Origin of the sequence: Microcystis sp. M079S1, from assembly GCF_020246425.1 — a bacterium.
Lineage (GTDB): Bacteria > Cyanobacteriota > Cyanobacteriia > Cyanobacteriales > Microcystaceae > Microcystis > Microcystis aeruginosa.
In genome coordinates this window covers 1-21,843 of sequence record NZ_JADBSZ010000224.1, presented here as the reverse complement: position 1 = coordinate 21,843, position 21,843 = coordinate 1, and the positions used below count along the sequence as shown (strand labels likewise).

The 21,843-nt window shown below is 42.9% G+C and carries 20 protein-coding genes; 8 read left to right on the top strand and 12 right to left on the bottom strand.

Annotation, left to right across the window (positions count from 1 at the left end):
* The first annotated feature begins 575 nt into the window (after window positions 1–575).
* Entirely contained in the window at window positions 576–2,183 is a 1,608-nt protein-coding gene (locus IM456_RS15140) for an MFS transporter (RefSeq protein ID WP_149986252.1), read from the top strand.
* A 410-nt stretch (window positions 2,184–2,593) separates the two neighbouring features.
* Here IM456_RS15140 and IM456_RS15135 read toward each other — a convergent pair whose 3' ends face one another.
* The 6 genes from IM456_RS15135 to psbU all read right to left on the bottom strand — a co-directional run bounded on the left by IM456_RS15135 (window position 2,594) and on the right by psbU (window position 9,521).
* Window positions 2,594–4,039: an SAM-dependent methyltransferase gene (locus IM456_RS15135; protein ID WP_287693706.1), complete on the bottom strand. Its 1,446-nt coding sequence runs from the start codon at window positions 4,037–4,039 to the stop codon at window positions 2,594–2,596.
* Between the two features lie 2 nt (window positions 4,040–4,041).
* On the bottom strand, window positions 4,042–4,701 hold the full coding sequence (locus tag IM456_RS15130; RefSeq protein WP_287693709.1) for a type II restriction-modification system restriction endonuclease: 660 nt from the start codon (window positions 4,699–4,701) through the stop codon (window positions 4,042–4,044).
* A 164-nt stretch (window positions 4,702–4,865) separates the two neighbouring features.
* On the bottom strand, window positions 4,866–5,939 hold the full coding sequence (locus tag IM456_RS15125) for a glycosyltransferase (protein WP_287693711.1): 1,074 nt from the start codon (window positions 5,937–5,939) through the stop codon (window positions 4,866–4,868).
* On the bottom strand, window positions 5,936–7,030 hold the full coding sequence (locus IM456_RS15120) for a HEAT repeat domain-containing protein (protein ID WP_149986254.1): 1,095 nt from the start codon (window positions 7,028–7,030) through the stop codon (window positions 5,936–5,938). Before IM456_RS15120 ends, IM456_RS15125 begins: the two co-directional genes overlap by 4 nt.
* Window positions 7,031–7,240: 210 nt before the next feature.
* The gene (nadB, locus tag IM456_RS15115) at window positions 7,241–8,908 is read right to left on the bottom strand and encodes an L-aspartate oxidase (RefSeq protein ID WP_149986255.1); all 1,668 of its coding nucleotides are present in this window, start codon (window positions 8,906–8,908) and stop codon (window positions 7,241–7,243) included.
* A gap of 205 nt (window positions 8,909–9,113) precedes the next feature.
* Window positions 9,114–9,521: a photosystem II complex extrinsic protein PsbU gene (psbU, locus tag IM456_RS15110; RefSeq protein ID WP_002761160.1), complete on the bottom strand. Its 408-nt coding sequence runs from the start codon at window positions 9,519–9,521 to the stop codon at window positions 9,114–9,116.
* Window positions 9,522–10,415: 894 nt separating this feature from the next.
* Between psbU and IM456_RS15105 the strand changes: the two genes are divergently transcribed.
* From IM456_RS15105 to IM456_RS23350, 4 genes are all read left to right on the top strand, one after another.
* The gene (locus tag IM456_RS15105) at window positions 10,416–11,051 is read left to right on the top strand and encodes a peroxiredoxin (RefSeq protein ID WP_149986257.1); all 636 of its coding nucleotides are present in this window, start codon (window positions 10,416–10,418) and stop codon (window positions 11,049–11,051) included.
* Window positions 11,052–11,425: 374 nt separating this feature from the next.
* Window positions 11,426–11,635, top strand: coding sequence for a hypothetical protein (locus tag IM456_RS15100; RefSeq protein WP_149986258.1), 210 nt, complete (start codon window positions 11,426–11,428; stop codon window positions 11,633–11,635).
* Complete coding sequence (locus IM456_RS15095; RefSeq protein ID WP_287693714.1) at window positions 11,601–12,104, top strand: ISAzo13-like element transposase-related protein; 504 nt, start codon at window positions 11,601–11,603, stop codon at window positions 12,102–12,104. Before IM456_RS15100 ends, IM456_RS15095 begins: the two co-directional genes overlap by 35 nt.
* Entirely contained in the window at window positions 12,049–12,258 is a 210-nt protein-coding gene (locus IM456_RS23350) for an ISAzo13-like element transposase-related protein (protein WP_353737745.1), read from the top strand. Before IM456_RS15095 ends, IM456_RS23350 begins: the two co-directional genes overlap by 56 nt.
* A 674-nt stretch (window positions 12,259–12,932) precedes the next feature.
* Here IM456_RS23350 and IM456_RS15090 read toward each other — a convergent pair.
* The 6 genes from IM456_RS15090 to IM456_RS15065 all read right to left on the bottom strand — a co-directional run bounded on the left by IM456_RS15090 (window position 12,933) and on the right by IM456_RS15065 (window position 19,040).
* Window positions 12,933–13,610 carry an MAE_28990/MAE_18760 family HEPN-like nuclease gene (locus IM456_RS15090; protein ID WP_045360306.1) on the bottom strand — a complete coding sequence of 226 codons (678 nt, stop codon included), beginning with the start codon at window positions 13,608–13,610 and terminating at the stop codon, window positions 12,933–12,935.
* A gap of 18 nt (window positions 13,611–13,628) precedes the next feature.
* A complete protein-coding gene (locus IM456_RS15085) occupies window positions 13,629–14,807 on the bottom strand; it encodes a DUF262 domain-containing protein (RefSeq protein ID WP_287693716.1) in 1,179 nt (392 codons plus the stop codon).
* 419 nt (window positions 14,808–15,226) lie between these two features.
* Window positions 15,227–16,513, bottom strand: coding sequence for a glutamyl-tRNA reductase (locus IM456_RS15080; protein ID WP_149986261.1), 1,287 nt, complete (start codon window positions 16,511–16,513; stop codon window positions 15,227–15,229).
* A 184-nt stretch (window positions 16,514–16,697) separates the two neighbouring features.
* The gene (gene glpX / locus IM456_RS15075) at window positions 16,698–17,735 is read right to left on the bottom strand and encodes a class II fructose-bisphosphatase (protein ID WP_287693719.1); all 1,038 of its coding nucleotides are present in this window, start codon (window positions 17,733–17,735) and stop codon (window positions 16,698–16,700) included.
* 130 nt (window positions 17,736–17,865) lie between these two features.
* On the bottom strand, window positions 17,866–18,363 hold the full coding sequence (locus tag IM456_RS15070; RefSeq protein WP_287693721.1) for a VOC family protein: 498 nt from the start codon (window positions 18,361–18,363) through the stop codon (window positions 17,866–17,868).
* A gap of 161 nt (window positions 18,364–18,524) precedes the next feature.
* Complete coding sequence (locus IM456_RS15065) at window positions 18,525–19,040, bottom strand: TIGR02652 family protein (protein ID WP_149986279.1); 516 nt, start codon at window positions 19,038–19,040, stop codon at window positions 18,525–18,527.
* Between the two features lie 108 nt (window positions 19,041–19,148).
* On the opposite strand from IM456_RS15065, the gene IM456_RS15060 reads away from it, so the two are divergent.
* The 3 genes from IM456_RS15060 to IM456_RS15050 all read left to right on the top strand — a co-directional run bounded on the left by IM456_RS15060 (window position 19,149) and on the right by IM456_RS15050 (window position 21,592).
* Window positions 19,149–19,700 (top strand): gamma carbonic anhydrase family protein, encoded by a 552-nt coding sequence (locus IM456_RS15060; RefSeq protein ID WP_147074048.1) that lies wholly within the window; start codon window positions 19,149–19,151, stop codon window positions 19,698–19,700.
* A gap of 65 nt (window positions 19,701–19,765) precedes the next feature.
* On the top strand, window positions 19,766–19,885 hold the full coding sequence (locus IM456_RS15055; RefSeq protein WP_044035004.1) for a photosystem II protein Y: 120 nt from the start codon (window positions 19,766–19,768) through the stop codon (window positions 19,883–19,885).
* Window positions 19,886–20,257: 372 nt separating this feature from the next.
* Entirely contained in the window at window positions 20,258–21,592 is a 1,335-nt protein-coding gene (locus IM456_RS15050) for an FAD-binding oxidoreductase (protein ID WP_287693725.1), read from the top strand.
* The last annotated feature ends 251 nt before the right edge of the window (window positions 21,593–21,843 follow it).

Sequence of the window (21,843 nt, the reverse complement as noted above, 5' to 3'; positions counted from 1 at the left end):
GTGTCAGTCTGTAGAGCGACCATAAGACCAGAACAGAGTAAATCTGTTAAGGCAGGTGCGGAACCCCGCAAGGGAAAGAAGCAGAAACCTAAATCGTGAGGTTTGGGAATCACCGTCCGTTTACGGCGGTGAGGATGTCAAAGAACGTCAGCGTCAAAAAGTTTTAGGTTTGGCGAAAAAATTTTCCCCGATCTCTTATCTGTACTATCACACTTTCTTGATCTATTTCGATCGTCTCCCCAGTAATAGATCCTAACCGCTAACAGTCCGAAAAAGAACAATCTGGCCGATCTTCTTAAGTGTAACTGCCAAAATAAGGATAATTCTGATGCTGATAGCTAAAATAACTGATATTAGTCAGTTTAGCTCATAATGCTGGTCAAGGCGATAGATAAAAAGTGAAGGACGGGGAAATAGTCAGAATTTTCCGGGATGCCAAAGATCAAGCAGTGTCATCGGGGAATCTTCCCTTTTAACGCTAGATATTTTCAGGAATTACTAGAGACAAAAAAAATTAAAGTTCCTCAACTGCTCCCAGAACAGTTAAGCTTATTTTAGTCTCTATAATTGCTTTTATGGCTCATTTGACTTCTGAAAGACTCAATTTAACCACAAAAATCGCCTATGGTGCGGGGGATTTGGGACCGGCTATCACTGCCAATATCTCGGTATTTTACCTGCTATTTTTCCTGACTGATGTGGCAGGATTACCAGCAGGATTAGCTGGTAGTGTGCTGATGGTGGTGAGAATTTTCGACGCTATTAACGATCCGATCATTGGCATGTGGAGCGATCGAACTCGTACTATTTGGGGTCGTCGCTTACCATGGATGTTATTGGGGTCGATTCCCTTCGGAATTAGCTATTTTTTACTGTGGTTAATCCCGACTAATAACCAATTATGGCTATTTTTATATTATATTTTTATTGGTATTATCTTTAATTTAACCTATACAGTAGTCAATCTTCCCTACCAGGCACTCACCCCTGAATTAACTTATGATTATAATGAGAGAACCCGCTTAAATAGTTTTCGTTTTGCCTTTTCCATCGGGGGCAGCATTCTCTCATTAATTCTCTATATTATCGTCTCATCGTCCTATGCCAACGATCTCCATCAAGCTTTTTTATTGTTAGGTGTAGTTTGTGCTTTAATGTCGATTATAGCAGTTATTTGGTGCGCTTTAGCTTTACAAGAACGAGGAGCAAAAGCGATTCTCAATTCTCCCCAGAAAAAAGTTTTGGCAATTGCTTTTATAGTTATCGGTGCGCTTTCCTTGGTCTATGGACTAGGAAAAATTGGGGTGAATCCCAGAGACTTTATCGCTATTTCCACAATTTTATTAGGAATAGAAGGGATAGTTTCGGGGTTAACCCTTTACTATGGCAAAACTGAAAATCATCTCAAGGATAGCGCGGCAATTAAACAGAGAGAAGCGGATAATAATACCGAAACTATTCCCCTGAAAGAACAATTTAAAATAGTTTTTGGTAATCGTCCCTTTTTATACGTTATTGGCATCTATCTTTGTGCTTGGTTAGGAGTACAATTAACCGCCTCGATTTTGGTTTACTACGTCGTCAGCTACATGAGACTATCGGAAGCAGAATCGGGTTTAGTCGCTTTGGCAGTACAGGGAACAGCTTTAGTGATGTTATTTTTCTGGCAAGCAGTTAGTCAGAAATTAGACAAAAAGATAGTCTATTTTTTAGGGATGACATTCTGGATTATTGCCCAAATTGGTTTATTTTTGCTCCAACCAGGAGAAATAACTTTAATGTATGCTTTGGCAGTTTTGGCGGGATTTGGCGTATCTGTGGCCTATTTAATTCCTTGGTCAATGGTTCCCGATGTGATTGAATTAGACGAATTAGAAACAGGAAAACGTCGAGAAGGTATTTTTTATGCTTTCATGGTACTTTTGCAAAAAATTGGTCTAGCTTTGGGGTTATTTCTTGTCGGTATTGCTCTAGAAACATCGGGTTTTAAACCGAGAATCCCAGGAGAAGCAATTCCCCTGCAGCCAGATAGTGCTTTAATAGCAATTCGCCTAGCAATTGCTCCTTTACCGGCATTTTTTCTGATCATTAGCTTAATTCTTGCCTATTTTTATCCAATTACTCGCCAAGTTCACGCCGAAATTTTAGACCAATTAGCAACAAGAAGACAAGAGGAAAAGTAAACATCAGTTTTTTGGGAAACACTGTCAGTTGAAACCCGTAATTTTTCTTCTTCAGGTTCCCATCGTTTTGTAAATTATCAAGACAAAGTTATTGACTTATTGACTCCTGTGTGTGATGAAAACCCGAACATAAAATATCCCGCAGGATGCGAGATTAACGCAGCTAAAATTAAAGCCTACTTAGGGGTTGCTGAATAATGGTAAAACCCTTTTAAAATAAGGCTTTTGACCTGTTAAAATCCGATGTTCATGCTGCGAAAATCGGATTGGGACCATCAAAAACCTGGCATTATCCTTATTATAGTACATAAATTGGTACAAAAAAGAGAGGGCAACAAGGCCTGAAACTCCCGACTCCTGACTCCTGACTCCTGACTCCTAACCCCACCAACAAACTTTTTCAGCAAACCCTACTTATAGGATAACAACTTCTCGGCTAAAATCGATAAATTTAAACTATTTAAAATACGGGTTTTTATCGGTCTTTTTTCATCCCAAAATATTAAGGAGGAATAAAATTCTCTGCCTAGGGAAGAATTGAGAAGCTGTAAGGTTTTTTGAGCGGTATCTAAATCATCGAAGCTTAGGAAGTAAACAGTGTCATCGAAAATAACGGGTTGATTTTGATAGGGTAATATAAGGTTAAAATTCAGTTTTTTATAAAGTCCAGAAATGGCGATTTTAAAAGGTGAGAAGCTGTAATAACCCACGCCAAATATGCAAAATTCTGGCTGATTTTGATAAATTTTGCTCTTTCTGTCTAGAAAATAATTTTTATGATTAACTAAATATTGCCAAGTTTTTGGCGCTATATCCCTTATATTTTCTGTAGATTCACCGATAAACTTCTGAGTTACTAAAATGTATTTATTGATAACCTTTAGGCGATTTTGTGCCACATCTGAACCTTTAAGGAGAGGATAAAGATAGGTGGGTTCCATATCAACGACTTCCTTTAAACCATTGACAAAAACTCCATTAACTAACTGTAATTCCATTACTTTTGAGCAATCATGTTTAATTCCTGAACGCCATTTTTCTTGAGGATGCCGATGATATAAATATTTTAATCTAGTAAAAGAATTTAAATCTCTGACTAGGATATTATTTTGATAACCAATGCGCTGAAATTCCCCTTCTTCAAAACTATTGAAAACATCACAAAAATAATTTTCTGAATGAGAATCAAATTGACAAAACAGAAGACAAGCATCTACATTAGCTTGAAAATATTTTTGAGTATTGATCGGATAAATTGCCGAGTAAACGAGATGAATTTTGTGAGTATAGATATAGTTTAAAATTTTTCTAGATACGGTTGTTTTACAGATAATTGCCAGATAAGCTGAACGTCGATCGAGACATTCAATCAGCTTAATTAACATCCACTCTGAAATATCAAAATTACTTTTTCCCGTCATGGCATCTAAACCATGATAGCCTTGAAAGTTGCTTTTGTGAGGTAAATTTTTTCCGTTAATAAGCCCTTGTTTTGAGTTGGTTATCCAAGGCAGATTCCCCAAAAATAAAATATTTTCTGTCCATGGTTGAGTCAGGGAATACCAGTCACAATCAAAAAAATTCTTCTGTTCAACTTGTATTCTTTGATCTTGGGATATTTGCGGATCTTGATTAATCTGAGTGATATAATTAGGATTAATTTCAAAGCCGAGGATTTTTTCAGTTTGTTTAAAGGTAAGTGCTGCTGCTTTTAAAAAGTTACCTATACCACAAGTTGGCTCAATAATGACATCGGGGTTAACATGAATTTGCGATAATTTTTGACAAATCTTTTCGGTTAACTCCGGGGGAGTTTGAAAGTCTCCATATTCAATTTTAACCTGAGAAGCTTGCATCACTAATTCTCTCTATAAATGGCTATTAATCCTTCTTCTTGACCGGCAAGATCGATTACTCTAGTATATTGTAATCTCCATTGTAACGCATTAGAAATAGTTAGAAAACCTTGCCCTGGGCGATGAACAAGAATTTCATCAGCTATATTGGCCGCTTCCATTTCATCAACAGGTAAGTTTTTATCTAAAATAAAAGCAATTAAATCATCTTTGTTTCCCTGATTGTTTAAGATGTTGCGAATACCACGAGTCATCTGGAAATCGGCTGTTCTTTCGGCACTGACAAAAATTGTTCTGATAATTCTTAAACTGGCAGTACGATTTAGGCTATCATCTAACTTTTCATAAACAAAAATAATTAAGGAATATCCCAAGCCAAAAATTTTTTGTCTTGCGGATTTAAAAGGACAAGATGATTGAGGTTGTTTAATACTTGTTACTTTGATATCTACTAACAAATCAGGAAAATCAATTCCACTAGCTGAATTACCGTCAAGAAAATTATATTTTTCTTTTAGATATAGTTTAAACTTTTGTTCTAAGTAAGTTCCGATCGCTTTACCATCTGTAACACCGTAGAGTGAAGATTCTTGATGTTGAGATTCCAAAGCTGAGAAGGCAGCTGCTTCGTCACATAACAATTCTTGGGTCAATCTTGCCATAGATAATACAGGGTTTAAAATTAACTCTAGCAGAAAAATTTATCTAAGTAACTAAGCAAAATTAATATCGAGTCTATTTTGACTTTGTGTTCTTTGTGCCTCTGTGGTTGATCCCGAACCCTTCTGGGATAAAGATTTAACCGGACTAAACCAAGAGACCCTATTTATTTTTGACTGCGAGCAAAAATTTCTTCAAACCAATTAATAGCTCGATTTGCTAAAGCTTCTAGGGAATATTTTTGCTCGACTACTGCACGACAAGAATATCGATCGATCCGGTCTAAATTTTTAATTCCTGTAACTAATCCCTCGATACTATCGGGTTCAACTAAAAAACCAGTTTTTCCATCTTCAATAATTTCTACCGGACCACCGCGACGATAGGCAACTACGGGAACACCACAGGCTAAAGCTTCAATAGCCACGTTACCAAAAGCCTCAACCCAGCGCGGGGTCATCAACAGGCCAAAACAGTCGCCTAGCTCTTTTTGTAGGCTCCCAGTGGGCAAAAACCCGCGATAATCGACTAAATCGAAACTATAGGTATCCTGTAAATTTTGCCAGTAGAGAGGATCGGAAATATGACCGAAAACCCGTAAAGGCACACCTAACTGTTGACAAGCGGCGATCGCATCTTCCAAAGCCTTTTCCGGGGCAATCCGTCCCACCCAGGCTAGACAGGGGGAGGAATCGGCCCGAAACTGATACAAAGATAGGTCTAAACCATTAGCCAAACAGCGATAGGGGGGAGAGAGGGAGAAAGTTTCCGCTTGGGCGAGGGTGTGAAAAGCGAGTAAATGGGGAAAACTGCTGTAGGTTTTTTTAATAATATGATCCATCGCCAAAGAAACGGAAGCCATGCTGACTAAATGGGCGACGGGAGTGGCAAAAAAAGGAGTGAGATAAAAAGGGAGCCAATCGTAGGCAAAATTAACAATTAAATCGTACTGACTTTGTACTGATTGGGCGTAGTGCCACATATTGGCCAAAACGGCATTTTCGGGCATTAAAATCGGGGCTTGCTGGCCTTGACTTTGGGCGGAAATCTGGGCATTTCCTGCTATAGTGATTAAGGGAATATCATGCAACTGCGAGGCTTCTGGAGCCACTACCCGCACCGGATAGCCTTGCCTGGTCAGAGTGCGAGCGAGATTATAAAGAGTTAATTCTACGCCGCCGCCGCCCCCCGATCCCAAAAATCCCACGGGAGTCGAGAGAAATAACAGTTTTCGACTCAATTTTGCACCTCAGTGGGCGTGGTTTCAGTGAAGGAAGTATCCTGTACGTCATCATCTTCCGGTTCACCAGTGGTTTCTAGGGGGGCAATATCTAAACGGGGAGCTAATTGCAGATTTAACTGTCTGATTGCCCAGCGTGCTGTTTCTTGCACTTCCTCATCGGAATCATCGAGGGCATGACAAATTAATTGACTGATCTGAGACATGACATCGTAGAGTCTGGTTAAATCCCGAATAGCATTTTTCCGCACCTGGGGATTTTTATCCTGGAGAGAGATAGCCAAAGCTTGGTTCATCGGTCGCAGGGAGCGGGTACAGATTTGAGCGAGGGCTTCTAGGGTTAAACTGCGTTCGTAGGAATCCCCATCCACCATGCTATCGACTAAAGGCTGCATTGCCCTAGAATCGGACATCTGTGCCAGTTTCCAAACCGCCCTTCTACGGGTACGGGGATCGTCATCGCGGAGACTTTCAATTAAACTCATAATTAAGTCTGCGTTCGGGATACGGGAGGTAGCTTGTACGGGCAAAGAAGGCTCGAAATCCTCTTCCCCACTGCCATTAATGTCACTGCCAGTTTTGGTGTCCGTATCGAAGGAGTTACCATTGCCCCTGGAAAAGTTGTCGAGTGGGTTTTTAGGAGTGACGTAAGTTGTCTTTTTGCGCGGTTTTGAGGCTTTGCCCTTGGGACGGTATTGAAAGAAAAGCGATAGTAAAGCTGCCAATAAAGCGATGGATAACAGAGCCGAGCCAGCAATTAACGGTATTGGTGAAGTCTCATTTCCGGCGGCGGCGTTGGCAGCCGTGGCGTTTTGACCTAGATACTTCTGGGTATTAGCGATCGCATTTTGAGCGTAGGTATCGTTCGGACGTTGTGCCAGAGCTTGTTGAAATTTTTCTAGGGCGAGTTGGTAATTTCTTTGGGCTGTAGCTTCGTAACCAGCTTTCATCAACTGATCGTAAGTGGCGACAGTCTGGGGTTGCTCTAACCTAGGTGGAGTTTGAGCGTTAGCCGTGGGTAAAGTCTGGAAATTATGACCCCAACTGCTCACACCGATAGCTAACAAAAATAGGAAATTGGGTTTGATCATAGAATTAATGTAACTGTTTAGGGGGGGGGGGTAAAAGTTATGATAGCCTAAAAGCCATAAATGAAAAGCACTGAACTCCAGAGATGGGTCATAGACCGCGATGATTGGGAAAAGCCCTCGGTGAGCGTGGGGCGAATAGTACGGCTCCTAGTAGCGAGGATAGAGTCCACTGTTTAGCGCTCAGGGATTATCTGTGAAAAACTGGCTTAATTAAGCTTGCACAGGCGTTTTGCGCCACGTTCGACCTTGAATAGTCGTGTGGAATTGCCAATTAGCTACGGTTTCTGGATAATCGCCCCGATAGTGACCGCCTCGGCTTTCTGCTCGTAATAAGGCACTTTCCAGAATTAAGTCGGCGATGTCTAGAAGATTTAACGTCTCGATCGCTATTCTTATTTCTAACTGCACCGAGGGACACAAAAATAATTGTCCTTTATCGGGGAGAAGATTCTGGAGAAATTGGCCTATCTTTAAGGATTGTAACTGTTGTTTCCACTGTTGCACCCGTAGGATAGCAATTTCTAACTCACTTTGAAATCGGCAAATTCCCGCATTTTCCCACATTAAAATCGGTAATTCTCTACGTACTGTTTGCCAGTATTCCTGTTCTTGCTGCCAGTTTTCCGCGATTTCTAAGGATTTTTCCCGTCTTTCTCCAATAAAGGTTTCTGGCTCCAGACCTATTTCAGCCAAACTTGCCGCAAAGACAATACATTCTAAGAGAGAATTACTGGCTAAACGATTGGCCCCGTGGACACCTGTACTAGCGGCTTCGCCGATCGCATACAAACCGGGTAGGGAAGTGCGGGCGTTTAAATCTGTGGCCACTCCTCCCATCCAATAGTGAGCGGCGGGGGCGACCGGAATCACATCCTCAAGCACATTAATGCCCCATTTTTGACAGATGCGGATAATATTGGGGAAACGATAACGCAGACGCTCCGGTTCGATTGGTCTTAAATCTAGATATACTTTGGCATGGGCGGGATCGTCGGAGGTTTTTTGCAAATGGCTAAAAATCGCCCGACTCACCACATCCCGGGGGGCCAATTCTCCTGCCGGATGGTAATCGAAGGCAAAACGCCGCCCCTGAGCATCAATTAAATGCGCTCCTTCGCCGCGCACCGCTTCACTAATTAAAAACCGCGGCGCCCCCGGCACAGTCAAAGCGGTGGGGTGAAACTGAAAAAATTCCGGGTCGCGAATCACTGCCCCAGCACGCCAAGCGAGGGCGACTCCATCCCCGGTGCTAACGGCGGGATTAGTGGTTTGGGCGTACACTTGACCGCCGCCTCCCGTAGCCAGAATGACTGCTTGCGCTCGCAGCCAACAGAGATGATCTTGATGGAGTAAACAAATACCTTGACAGCGTTGCCCTTCCGGGTCAACCCAGAGTTTCAGCGCGATCGCTTGGGGAATAATGGTAATATTGGGGCGCTCGGTCACTTTTTCCATCAGGGTACTGATGATCGCTCTCCCCGTGCGATCAGCTGCGTGCAGCACCCTGGCCTGGGAGTGGGCAGCCTCAAGAGTGCGGGCTAAGTCGTCTCCAGAGCGATCAAAACTAACCCCCAACCGCACCAAATCAGCGATCGCTTGGGTGGCTTTCTCGACTAAAAACTGCACGGCATAGCGATCGCATAAGCCCGCTCCAGCTTTCAGGGTATCTTCTAAATGGAAAACGGGGGAATCCTGCGGGGACGTGGCCGCCGCAATTCCTCCCTGCGCCCAATCACTAGCCCCAGTTTTTAAATCTTCTTTGGTAATTAAACCCACCTTTAAGTTAGGGGGTAAACACAGCGCGGCATACAATCCCGCCGCTCCCGATCCCACCACTAAAACATCTTGATAACTCGGCAGTTGCGAGGAAACGACCATGTAGGAGTTAATTGATAAATTCTATTCATTCTAGCACTTCATTTCTCTATAGCTCTGGCAAAAATCGCCAGTCTTTCCTTAGATCAGCATGGCAGATTCTTTCTTTTGCCTCTTGCCTGTTGCCTCTTGCCTTCAGAAGCTGACCACTGAAAAAGGTGAGCGATCGCTCACCTTGGAATTTTTTTAAAACCGTAATTAACTGGATTTAGTAAACTCCGGGGTTAAAACGGTCATCACCCTCGATAAATTCTTTAGAAGGCTCAGTAACGGTGAATTTCTCCAGATTAGCCTGTAAACGCTCTTTTTGAGTGGCCGAGAGTCCGGGGATATTGAGGACATCTTCCACTTCTTGGTAGGGGGCGTTTTTGATGATTTTACCGGCTAAATTGGGATAGAACCCTCTCAAGTCCCGGAAATCGCGAATGTCACTGTTATTGAGGTCGATTTTCGCCCCAAATTCTGTAGTTAGTTTGGCATCGGCCGCATTTAAGACCGCCACAGGAAGAGAGGGAAGGGCGATCGAGGTGAGATTGAGAGCTTGAGCGGGAACTTTGCCCCAAAAACTCCCGATAATCAAGGCAATTACCGCCAGCAGACGAACAAGATTCTTCATTGCAGTTGTGGTCTCCTAAAACCAAGGCGAATTAACGATCAGGACAAGAAATGAAGCCGTCAGCCTTCAGCTTTCCGACTAGGCATAGGGTGGGGAATTGGGACTTACCACCGCAGCTTACCTATTAGCTGAACGCTGATAGCTAGTTAAAAAAGTTATATCATGCCATGTAGACCAGATCTTGACATCCTCACCGCCGTAAACGAGCGGTGATTCCTCACCACGCCACCTTTTTAAGATGGTCGCTGAATGGGGTTGACGCTTCACAGGATGCCGCTACCTTAGAGGTAGTCATATATGCCTTCCTCCACGTCCGTTTAAAGTCTCCGAATGTCCTCCGGCGACCAATACTTTTTTGGGTTTGTACATACCGACCTAGGGTACGTTTTGCCTCTAGCATGGAGTTCCCAGCGGCCGTCAGCTTCCCCTTACTCATCGTCAACCCGTTGCAGGAATTTCAACCTAGTATATTTATTCGGTCGTATCTATGATAGGGCGGGTTTTTTAGAACACTAGGATTTTAACACAAAGCCGTCCTAAAAGGACGGGGTTTTCAACCCAAATTTTCGATAACCTAGTTTGCCGCCCTAGGGGAAGGGTTTTGGGTATTGGGGAAGTAGGGAAGTAGGGAAGTGGGGGAGTGGGGAAGTAGGGAAGTAGGGAAGTGGGGGAGTAGGGAAGTGGGGGAGTAGGGAAGTGGGGGAGTAGGGAAGTGGGGGAGTAGGGAAGTGGGGAGATCAGTGAACTGAAAACTCAAATCTGATAACTGATCACTGAAAAGGCTGATCGCTAATCCAATTATTACAAATCCCTAAAATTATCGGTGACGAACAGCAATCCTATGGCATCATATACTGTTGCTTGTCTTGAAATATCTATAAGGAAGACACAATTATGGCTCTCCAATTGGGTGATATCGTTCCAGATTTTACACAAGATTCTAGTGAAGGTCCGATTTCTTTTCACCAGTGGGCAGGAGATAGCTGGGTAGTGCTGTTCTCGCACCCGGCTGATTACACCCCCGTTTGTACCACGGAATTAGGTACGGTGGCTAGTCTTAAGTCAGAATTTGAGCGACGTAATGTTAAAGTTATCGCTTTGAGTGTGGATAGTGCCGAGTCCCATCGGGGTTGGATTAATGACATCAACGAAACTCAAAACACTACCGTTAACTATCCGATTATCGCCGATGGCGATCGCAAAGTGTCCGATCTCTACGGCATGATTCACCCCAATTCCCTCAATAATCTCACGGTACGTTCGGTGTTTATCATCGATCCCAACAAAAAATTACGTTTAACTATTACCTATCCTGCCAGCACGGGACGCAATTTTAACGAGCTCCTGCGCGTGATCGACTCCCTGCAGCTCACCGATAACTATCAAGTGGCTACCCCCGCCAATTGGACTGACGGCGGCGATTGTGTGGTGGTTCCCTCCATTCCCACTGAAGAAGCTCGTAGCAAATTCCCCAAAGGGGTTGAAGAAATCAAACCCTATCTACGCATGACTCCCCAACCTAATAAGTAATTAGTGACGGTTGACATTCCCCAGCCTAAAGGTATGGGGATTCTTGGTTCACGGAGATTACTTGCTTAGACAGAATTACTTCTGAGAAAGTAGAGGCATTCTCTTCCAAGGGTTTATTGGGTCTAACCCAAAAGTTCTGGTATGCCCTACGGTACTTAAGACTCTCGGTTCGGGAATCACTATAGGTAGTGTTTCAATGACTGATCAAACCTACCTGTAGTGGCATTAGTTCAACTTATGCCACTACAGGCAGTGGATAGCTTAATCCAAAAACACTATATTTGGAAAATGAGCGAACCGTCAGTTAAGAGACTTGCGTATTAATAAATTACCGTCTAGACTGGAGAAGCAACTTGTTGCTCCCACTCTCAACTATGGTAACTGAACTGACTGAAAAAATCAAATCAGGCTTGAAAGATGCGGCAAAAAAGCTGACAGGTTTTAAGAAAAGGGCTTTTATGGCGCAAGTAACTATAGACTATTTTAACTCTTCGCCGCGCCGGGCCCAAACAGAATTGGGATGGTCGAGACAGGCAATAGGCAACGGGGTTGAAAGAGCTAGAAACTGGGATTATTTGTGTTGATAACTATCGTGCTAGGGGGAGAAAAAAAAAGGAGGAACTGCTACCAAACTTAGAGGCAGATATTAAAAGTTTAGTGGAGATGTACTCGCAAGCAGACCCTAAATTTCAATCAACTCTTGCCTTTACAAAAATCGGTGACAGAGCCGTAAGAGAGCCATTAAAAGCTGATGATCATGATAGGGAATGGATTGCTGTTTTAGTCCCTTTAGGAATTCTAGATGTCAGTGGAGAACGCCTGTCAATTTATTTCGGTCAATCGGCTAAAACCTCAGATTTTGTAGCAGATTGTTTAGAGTTGTGGTGGCAAGAAAATCAAGCAATCTATCCAGGCTTAGAAGAATTAGTCATTGATTTAGATGGAGGAGCCGCCACTCGCAGCAACCGCACTCAATTTATCAAAAGAATGGTAGAATTTGCCCGAAAAACGCAGTGGCAAATACGGCTCATCTACTACCCGCAAATGCCATAGTAAATATAATCCCATTGAACGGTGTTGGGCCGTCTTAGAGAACTATTGGAATGGGGCAATTTTAGATTCAATTGATGCGGCTCTTAATTGGGCTTCTAACATGACTTGGAAGGGGATAAAACCTAAGCGTGCATTTGGTAGAAGGAACTTATGAAAAAGGGGTGAAGGTTTTGGCTAAAGAACTAGAACAATTGCAACCTTTCAACGCAGCGTTCTGAAACTTTGCCCAAATGGGATGTGACGGTTCTGCCCTCCTAGCTGGCATCTTATTTTTACGCAAGTCCCTAACTGTCATTGGCTAACTTATGATTGATTGTTATCAGCTTTGAAAAACAGGATTTATTATCAAAAATAACTTGGAAGCACTGTCCCCATAGAAAACCTAAGCCACCTAACGGTGAAGTTAGGTGTACTTTCACAACTGATATCTTTAAGAACGCTTTTCTGGGTTCTAATATGGACCTAGTGGGACTTAGGCGTTTTCTGTCAGCAAAAAAGGCTCAAACCATTACGGGACAAAGGGTTAACCTCGATTTATGATTTTCCTTGATCTATCTGGGTTTCAGCGATTTTGGGCTTCTCGAAGTAAATCCCAAGCGGGGATTGGAGTTGAGGCTTTTCTCGATTTGTTTTTTGTCTAAGTCCCACTATGACTTGATTATAGCTAAAAAAGTTCGGTTTTGTGTTTAAGTCCCATTAGACTCACAGCTTCAATGAATGAGCATGGTGCGTTCCCAAAAATCTATTGGTGGAGCAGTAGGACTTGCATCAGGGAACGCACCCTACAGCTACAGCTAATTACTATTACCTGCTATTTGTTACAATACGCTACTGCAACTTTAAGAATGTTTTATGTTTAAGACCATACAACATTTTCAATCGGATTTCGTACATCAAATCTGTCACCAACTTCTTAAATCTGGTATATAATTCCTGGCTAATCCTATCCTCTGGTGCTAAATCACCTCCATGAGCTACAGCATTGCGTAACCGCAGAAATAACTCTAAGGATTCCTTTAAATTAGGATTCGGATGTGCATAATCCTTCCAATGTTCTGGAAACTTTTCAAGTGCAAAGCTTTTGAGTAATTTGTTTAAGACGTTGAAACCAACATTACTCTCGGTATTAACAACTCTTGAAAAAGTGCAGCTATCCCCAGCGTGAAACTCTTTAAGTGAAGCAAAAAACCTTACTTTTCTATTGTCATTTGTCGGATATTCCTTGAACTGTTTAAAGGAGTTTTCCATGTGGTGAATAACTATTTCATCGCAAAAATCATGAAGATCTCTGCCAACATTATTAAGTTCATCAATATAGAGGTTGAAAGATTTTTGGATAAAGCTTTCCCATAAAGAATAAATCATCGATATTGATTGAGTTGAGAAAATGTCTTGATGCTTTGAAGATAGAGAGTACCTTCTCGTAAAAATTGCTCTCTCAATTTCGAAAAGAACAGATATTCTCTCTTCAATAATCTCTTGCAATGCCCTATCAAAATCATCCATAGTCTATTGCTAAGTTTATTATTGAAAAATTTCATCTACTCTTTTAAGACGATTTCTAATCCGACTTTTACTATTAGAAGAGGTTCCAGAATATTTTTTGAAGTCGTTGTCACTTTTTAATTGTGTTATCTTTGATTTCAAAAGTTCAAGGTCTTCAGCATACGTCTCGATATTTTGAGCAACTCCGATTAATATCCCCTCAAAATAAGCTGGAACAAATAAGTTTCTCTCGTTTCTAAATATCTTGTTGTCTTCTATTTGGTAAATTAACTCTAAAACTCTCATGATGAGAGATTCATAAACATCATAGTCAAAACTAGCGTTATGAACAGTTATCTCCATAAAATCGTTTAAAAACTTCTCCATATTTTCATTAACATTTTGAGCATTTTTGTAGAAAGCAAAAAACCTAAGAACTAATTCTTGATCATATAATTCATTAAGTTTGCCACTACTTAATTGAGTAAGAGATTTGAAAACTGTGCTTTGACTAACTTTTAGTAAAAGCTCGTTAAGCCTGGGATTAACCCCTCGATAAATTGCATTTCTTATCTCTTGTGGAGTTAATTTTGAACCTCCAGAGTTGAGTCTTTTGAACAACTCATACTTCATGGAATTACTACTTTCTCCTCTCAGAATTTCAACTCTACAAACAGCCCTTTTCAAGTTTATTTTTAGATTTGTTGGAAGATTATCAATATTAAAGCCTTGCAAGCTTTTGACCAATCCTCCTTCTTGCAAAGTCCATTTATTTATAGTTTTTATCCCCCCAGTTTCTTCCCCGCTTTCCTCATCAATTTCTTCTTCTTCGACTCCTGATCTGTCTATATCTTCTTGATAGTCAATTGTCCATCCACTACCTTTTAGTTCACCAAAAAAACTTATGAAAGTAGAAACACGTTGCAATCCATCGACTAATTCCCATACACCGTTTTTATCCTCGGCCACAAATATTGGAGGAATTGGAATCGAGAGTAGAATTGATTCTATAAGTGCAGTTTTTTGTGCTTCTGACCATCGGAATAATCTCTGATACTCTGGTCTAATTATTAATTCATTATTTTTGTATAGGTTGATCAACTCCCCAAAAGAAATGTCAAGCCTATCAGACGACAGCCTTTTTCTCTCATCTGAGACTTCTTTTTCGAGTAAGGCTACGTTTTCTGCTAAGGCTACTTTTTCTGCAAGGTTTTCCATATTACTCAGGCTTAGTAAGCTAAACGGCTTTTACTTCGGATCACCGATATAGACTCCAAAAGGGTTATAGCTGTTGGATCATGCAGGTTAAGCGCCGTTTAGCTTATGCTTTTCCAAGTATAACGAGCTAACAATGAAATTGATGACAAATCTGTGAAAGAGAGAACTCAGTTTTTAACAGTCTAACTATCAATTATACCGCTCCCTGCGGTCCCACACCCTCCTCTATCCCACTTCCATCAGTTAAACACCCCCTCAATTTGGGCATAATTACCGCATTTCCACAGCCAAAAGTCTATTGGTCTGTCAATCTTGAAATTGTGGATAGGGGAATGCTGCCAAATTATTCGCCCCCAATCCCTCAAAATCACCTTAACAGACCCATAGAATCGCCCTTAATTTTTGTGGATTACCAGTCCCTAACTATATTCTTCTCCGACACTGAGATTAAAGAGCATTTGCAGGGATTGTAAACAGCGCTTACGCGCTTCGATATCCTGTTGGGCGCGCAGTTGTACCATGGGTTCGTGAAGGATTTTATTGACGATACCGCGGGTCATTGCTTCGATAACTTCTTGGTGTTTTTCGGCGAATTCCGTCCCCAGACGGGAGAGGGCCTTTTCTAATTCCTGTTCGCGAATATCTTCAATTTTGCTTCTTAAACAGCTAATTGTCGGTACAGTGTCCAAAGAACGCCACCAAAGCTCGAAAGCTTCCACTTCCTGCTCTAGGAGTGCCTCTGCTTCCCTGGCCATCTGACGGCGACTTTCCTGATTGGCGGCAACCACCGCTTTAAGATCATCGACGTTAAAAGCTTGCACTTGTGCCAATTCCTTCACGTCGGTATGGACGTTGCGGGGAACGGAAATATCGATTAACATCAGCGATGTAGCAGCAATCGTCACTTCTGTCAATAAAGTTTTAGTTAAAATTGGTTCCGTGGCTCCGGTACTGGTAAAGACGATATCCGATGCCGCTACGGTAGTCATCATCTCTTCTAAGCCATATAGTTGCAGCGGTAGGTGAGGAAATTCACGGGCCAACTCCTGGGCCCGTCTTTGGGAGCGATTGACGATCGCAATTTGCTGAGAACCCTTAGCCAGAAGGTGAGTAACTAATAATCGGGACATTTTCCCTGCCCCGATAATAGCGATTTTCTTGCTGCTGAGGTCTGCCACCTTAGCATGGGCTAACTCCACCGCCGCCGAACTGATCGATACGGCTCCCGTGCCGATGCTGGTTTCCGTGCGGACGCGTTTACCGGCAGTCATCGCTTGTTTAAACAGGCGATCGAGTAATTGACTAATAGTATTGTACTTTTGAGCTAATTTATGGGTATTTTTAACTTGAGCGAGAATTTGCCCTTCACCGAGGACAAGACTTTCTAAACCAGCCGACACCCGCAGCAGATGACGGACAGCATCCTGATGCAGCAGGGTAAACAGGTAACGACGCAGGACATTAAGGGGAATATGCCCGATTTCAGCGAGAAACTGGGTAATTTCCACCACGCCCTTTTCCGTATCCGTAACCACGGCGTAGATCTCCAAACGGTTACAGGTGCTGATAATCGCCACCTCTTGGATATGGGGATAACCCTTGAGGTGGGTAAGGGCGGACTCGATTTTCGCTTCCGGGATACTCAATTTTTCGCGAATTTCCACAGGGGCTGTCTTGTGACTCAAGCCCACTACAGCAATATTCATTTATGTTCTCCTACAAATGTTGCTCAGGCTACAAAAATTATTGATAAAGATCAGTGCGTTATGTCTCTAATTGTTGCAATTTAGTCCCAATCGGGATGCAAATAAAAGATGTTTGAAAAAAAACTTTATATATTTTTACCAATGGGGGCGAGGTGAGCCATGCCCACCCCACCCGGTCAGGGAATTATCTCAGTTGAATGTATTTGGGTCGGTCGAACAGGTGAACGGTATCGACAAAGCGAGCGGTTTTCGATTGGGTGGAGATAACCAAGCTTTGGGTACGAGCGCCACCATGGAAGAAGCGTACCCCTTCCATCAGGGTGCCGGGGGTGATCCCACAGGCGGCAAAGAGGACGGTTTCGCCACTGGCTAACTCTTCGCAACCGTAAACGCGATCGGGATTGGTGATGCCCATTTCTTGCAGACGAGCGATATTACCCTCTCTGCTTTCGCCGATTAAACCGGTTTTGACCACTTCGGGATCATAGATTAATTGTCCCTGGAAGTGACCGCCTAGACAACGCATAGCCGCCGCCGAGATTACCCCTTCCGGAGCGGCACCGATACCCATGAGAGCATGAATATTAGTTCCCGAAAAAGCGCAGGAAATAGCGGCCGATACGTCACCATCGCTGATCAGACGAACTCTGGCCCCGGCGTTGCGGATTTCTTGGATTAATTCCTTGTGACGGGGACGATCCATAACTACTACCACCAGTTCTTCGATGGAACGATTGAGACAATCGGAAAGGACTTTCAGGTTTTCCGTCGCCGATTTATTAATATCCACATGACCTTTAGCTGCCGGGGGAGCGGCTAATTTTTTCATATAAAAGTCAGGAGCGGCGAATAACCCACCTTTTTCGGAGATCGCTAACACGGCCATAGAACCATTTTGACCGTAGGCAACCAAGTTAGTGCCTTCGCAGGGATCGACGGCGATATCGATTTCGACTAATTCGTCGGGATTACAATATTGTTTGGCATCAGCTTGGGTACAGATACCCACTTCTTCGCCAATATAGAGCATGGGAGCCTCGTCTCTTTCCCCTTCTCCAATAACGATGCGACCGCGCATATGGATTTTATTCATCCGTTCGCGCATCGCTTCTACAGCGACGTGATCGGCGGTATTTTTTTCGCCTTTACCCATCCACTTCGAGGAGGCAATGGCAGCCTGTTCGACCACTTCGATAATTTCTAACCCTAGCGTACTTTCCACTCGATGATCCTCCCTACAGCTGATCTATGATTTATCTAGTGAGTTTGTTTCCTTAACAGTCAAAAGTCTATCACCAGACGGGGATCATTCTTAAGTTTTTATGCAGATCATCTGGAGGAGACTGGTATAGCTAGGGAGTTTTTGCCAGCACTGTCCCCTCCATCTCAGTTATTGAGACCTTGATCGCTGATTTCGGCGTTAAACGACGGATAAATTCCAGGGGCAACCCGTCTGTATCGGCAATAAAGGTGACTTCATAGACATGATCGCCGATCATCTGTTGTTGGGGTGGCAAAAGAATTTTTAAAGGTTGATATAAATCGGCATCCTCTTGATGAGCTTGCTGAAAGTTATTTGTTAATTTTTCTACCCATTCTGGTAAATTGCTGACATTTTCTGTTAGGTCAAAAGACAAGTGATAATAACCGACATAATGCTGATCGCTAAAGGCATCGGGGGCGGGTTTCGGTTGAGGAATTTGGATTAATTCGATGCGTCCGTTTAACCCCGTTAGCCAACAGGCCAAAGTATAACCCGTGGTGAATCTTTCCTCTAGGGTAAAACCGAGAAGTTGGTAAAAAGCGATCGCCCGATGGATATTAGCGGTGCGGATAGAAGCATGGTGCATTTTCAGTGATCAGTAATCAGTAATCAGTAATGAGTGAGAATTCGGGGTTGACAAGCAATCCTTGATTGCTCCGCCTCCCCATTCAGTTTTTAGGTTATGAGTTTATTAAGTGAGATTATTCACTGATAACTGATAACTGATAACTGATAACTGATAACTGATTAATCAAAAAGACGAAAATAGGGATAACGTTTGGGAACCCCCGGTTCTTTTTCCAGATCAAAATTAATTACATCCCAACAGGGTTCATCGGGGGCATCGGGGCTAAATTCTACTGGTAAACCGTAGAGACGGGCAATAGTGGCTTCACCCGGTCCATTACCGCGCCAAGCGGTGTTACGTTCTAGGTAGGAACTAACTAAATCGCGATAACGGTTGGCAATAATTACTTTAGTCGCTTTAAATCCTTGAGTATAGAGGCGATCGAGTGCTTCGTGAATCTCAAAACGAATACCATCCGGGTGAGTGTGTTGACGATACCACTCACCATTCCAGAGTCGCCAATGTCGTCCTGACTGCAAGTGAATCAACTCACCCGTTTTGGGATCGGCTTCAAAAGCCCCATGGCGCGGACACAAATAGGTATCCGTCAAAGTGAGGGCGGGGATTAGCTGCCGACAGTGAGGACAATGGATATCGGGGCCAAAAACAGGGTATTGTAAACTTGCATTGATCATGGAAGAACCTAAACTAAAAATTGCTATCTTTGTACCAATAATCCTACCCATATTATACCCAACCAAATTGGACGGGCATTCTCTTTCGACTTTAGTGCAGATCCTTTCATGTCTTTAGATAACTTAAGATCAACTTCTAATTTCTGGCCGCTTGTCGATGTCAGTCAAGCGGCTTTTATCGCCCCTAATGCCACGGTAATGGGCGATATTTCCCTAGCTGTGGGGGTGAGTGTTTGGTATGGGGCGGTATTGCGCGCCGACGTGGAACGCATCGAAATTGGGGCCTATACTAATATCCAAGATGGGGCAATCCTACACGGAGATCCGGGCAAAATTACTATCCTTGAAGATTACGTTACCATCGGGCATCGGGCGGTAATTCACGCAGCCCATATTGAACGCGGTTGTTTAATCGGCATTGGGGCAGTGATTCTCGATGGTGTGCGCGTCGGGGCGGGTAGTATTGTCGGGGCGGGTAGTATCGTGACAAAAGATATACCACCGCGATCTTTAGTGGTGGGCATTCCCGCTAAACGCGTCCGGGAAGTTTCGCCACAGGAGGCTCAAGAGTTGATCGAACACGCCGAGCGCTATGCTAAACTTGCCCTCGTTCATGGGGGAAAAGCTACTGATACCGGATTCCCAAAACGGGCGGATTAGGGTATAAATATAAAATGAGAATTAAGTAACAATCTTTTAAGTGCTGACCGAGGAGAAGGAAATCTATGGACTGGAGAGTGTTGATCGTTTTAACCCCTTTGCTTATCGCTGCCGGCTGGGCTGTCTTCAATATCGGCGCTGCCGCTATTAGACAAGCTCAACAGTTTCTCAGCAAACAAAGTTAATAAAAGTTTATAATTCTTAGTAAAACCGACCGCCCAGGCGATCGGTTTTTAATTTTTCCCCAAGTAGCGATCGCTGATTGGGGTGTGGGGTGATGGGTGTGGGGTGTAGGGTGTGGGGTGTAGGGTGATGGGTGTGGGGTGTAGGGTGTAGGGTGTAAGATGATGGGGAAATGGGGGAATTATGAATTATGAATTATGAATGATAACTGATAACTGATAAGTACCTAAGCAAAATTAATTACACATTTCGATCAAGCTTTTGCCTTTTGCCTCTTGCCTTTTGCCTATCCTAACCAAGAAATTAATTTTGCACGACTACTTAACTGAATTGTCATCTCGACTAGGAAACTAATTTTACACTAATACCTAACCATGAAATCTAATTGTCAAAATCTCATTCAAGAGCTTTCCTATCTAGAAATTATCACCGATCCGGGGCAAGTGGCGAAACTCTCTTTAGATTATTATCATTTTAGCCCCATTTTAGAGGCACAACTGCAAGATAAACGGGCTGATTTAGTCATTCGTCCCCAGAATAGCCAAGAGGTTATTGACATCGCTAAAACCTGCGTTAAATACCAAATTCCTTTAACAGTTAGAGGTGCGGGTACAGGTAATTATGGTCAATGTGTTCCCTTGCAGGGAGGAGTAATTTTAGACACAACGAAACTAACAAAAATTATCTCGATCGAACCGGGTACAGCCCGGGTAGAAGCGGGGGTAAAAATGGCATTTTTTGATAAACAAGCTCGCGCAATTGGTTGGGAATTAAGAATGGCTCCCTCTACCTATCGGACTGCGACAATTGGCGGTTTTATCGGGGGTGGCAGTGTGGGCATGGGTTCAATTAATTATGGACAATTGAAGGATAGAGGCAATTTGCAAGCAGTGCAATTAGTCACCCTAGAAGCGGAACCAAAAATTATCGAACTACGGGGGGATGAGGTAGAAAAAGTAAATCATGCCTACGGAACGAATGGCATTATTACCGAGTTAGAAATAGCCCTCGCTCCCTGTTATCCTTGGGCAGAATTTATCGTTACTTTTGCCGATTTTATCACCGCAGCTAAATTTGGTCAAGCTCTCAGTGATAGTGATGGCATCGTTAAGAAAATGGTTAGCGTTCACTCCTGGCCAATTCCCGCTTATTTTACCGCTCTTAAGGATTATTTACCCACGGGAAAAGCGGCAGTTTTGTTAATAGTATCGGACAGCGATCGAGTCGCCCTAGAGTCTTTAATTAAAGAATATAATGGTGAACTTACCTACTATAAAACGCCAGAAGAAACCCAAAAAGGCAGCAGTATCTTAGAATTTACTTGGAATCATACCACTCTCCATGCGCGTAGTTTTAACCCCAAAATAACTTATCTACAGGCTTTTTATTTTAATCTAGCCACGGTGGAGAAACTCTATAATTATTTTGGGGAGGAAATAATGATGCACCTAGAATTTTTGAAATTTCAAGGTAAAGTTATTCCCGCCGGTCTTCCCTTGCTAGAATTTACCACAGAAACTCGATTAAATGAGATTATTGCTATCTATGAACAACAGGGGGCAGCCATTGCCAATCCTCACACTTATATCATGGAAGATGGCGGCAGCAGACAGATTAATCCGCTACAACTAGAATTTAAAAAACTCGTCGATCCCTACGGATTGAACAATCCGGGTAAAATGCGAGCATGGGTTGAAGCAAGAGGGTAGGGATTCGATTCAAGCTAAATTAAACAAGATAAGTAGGTAGGCGTTAAAAACTATTAGATGCCCCCCTTATCAAGGGGGGATTAAGGGGGGATCGGCACCCCCCTTATCAAGGTAGGGCTGTTTCATTCTCCCATCAGAATATCAAAAGTAAAAGCGATCACTGTCAGGTAAAATGAGAAGTGAACGCGAACTTTTGAAAGATATGTTGAGCTTAATAGAAAAACTAAAACAAGTCAAGGACTTTCGGAAAG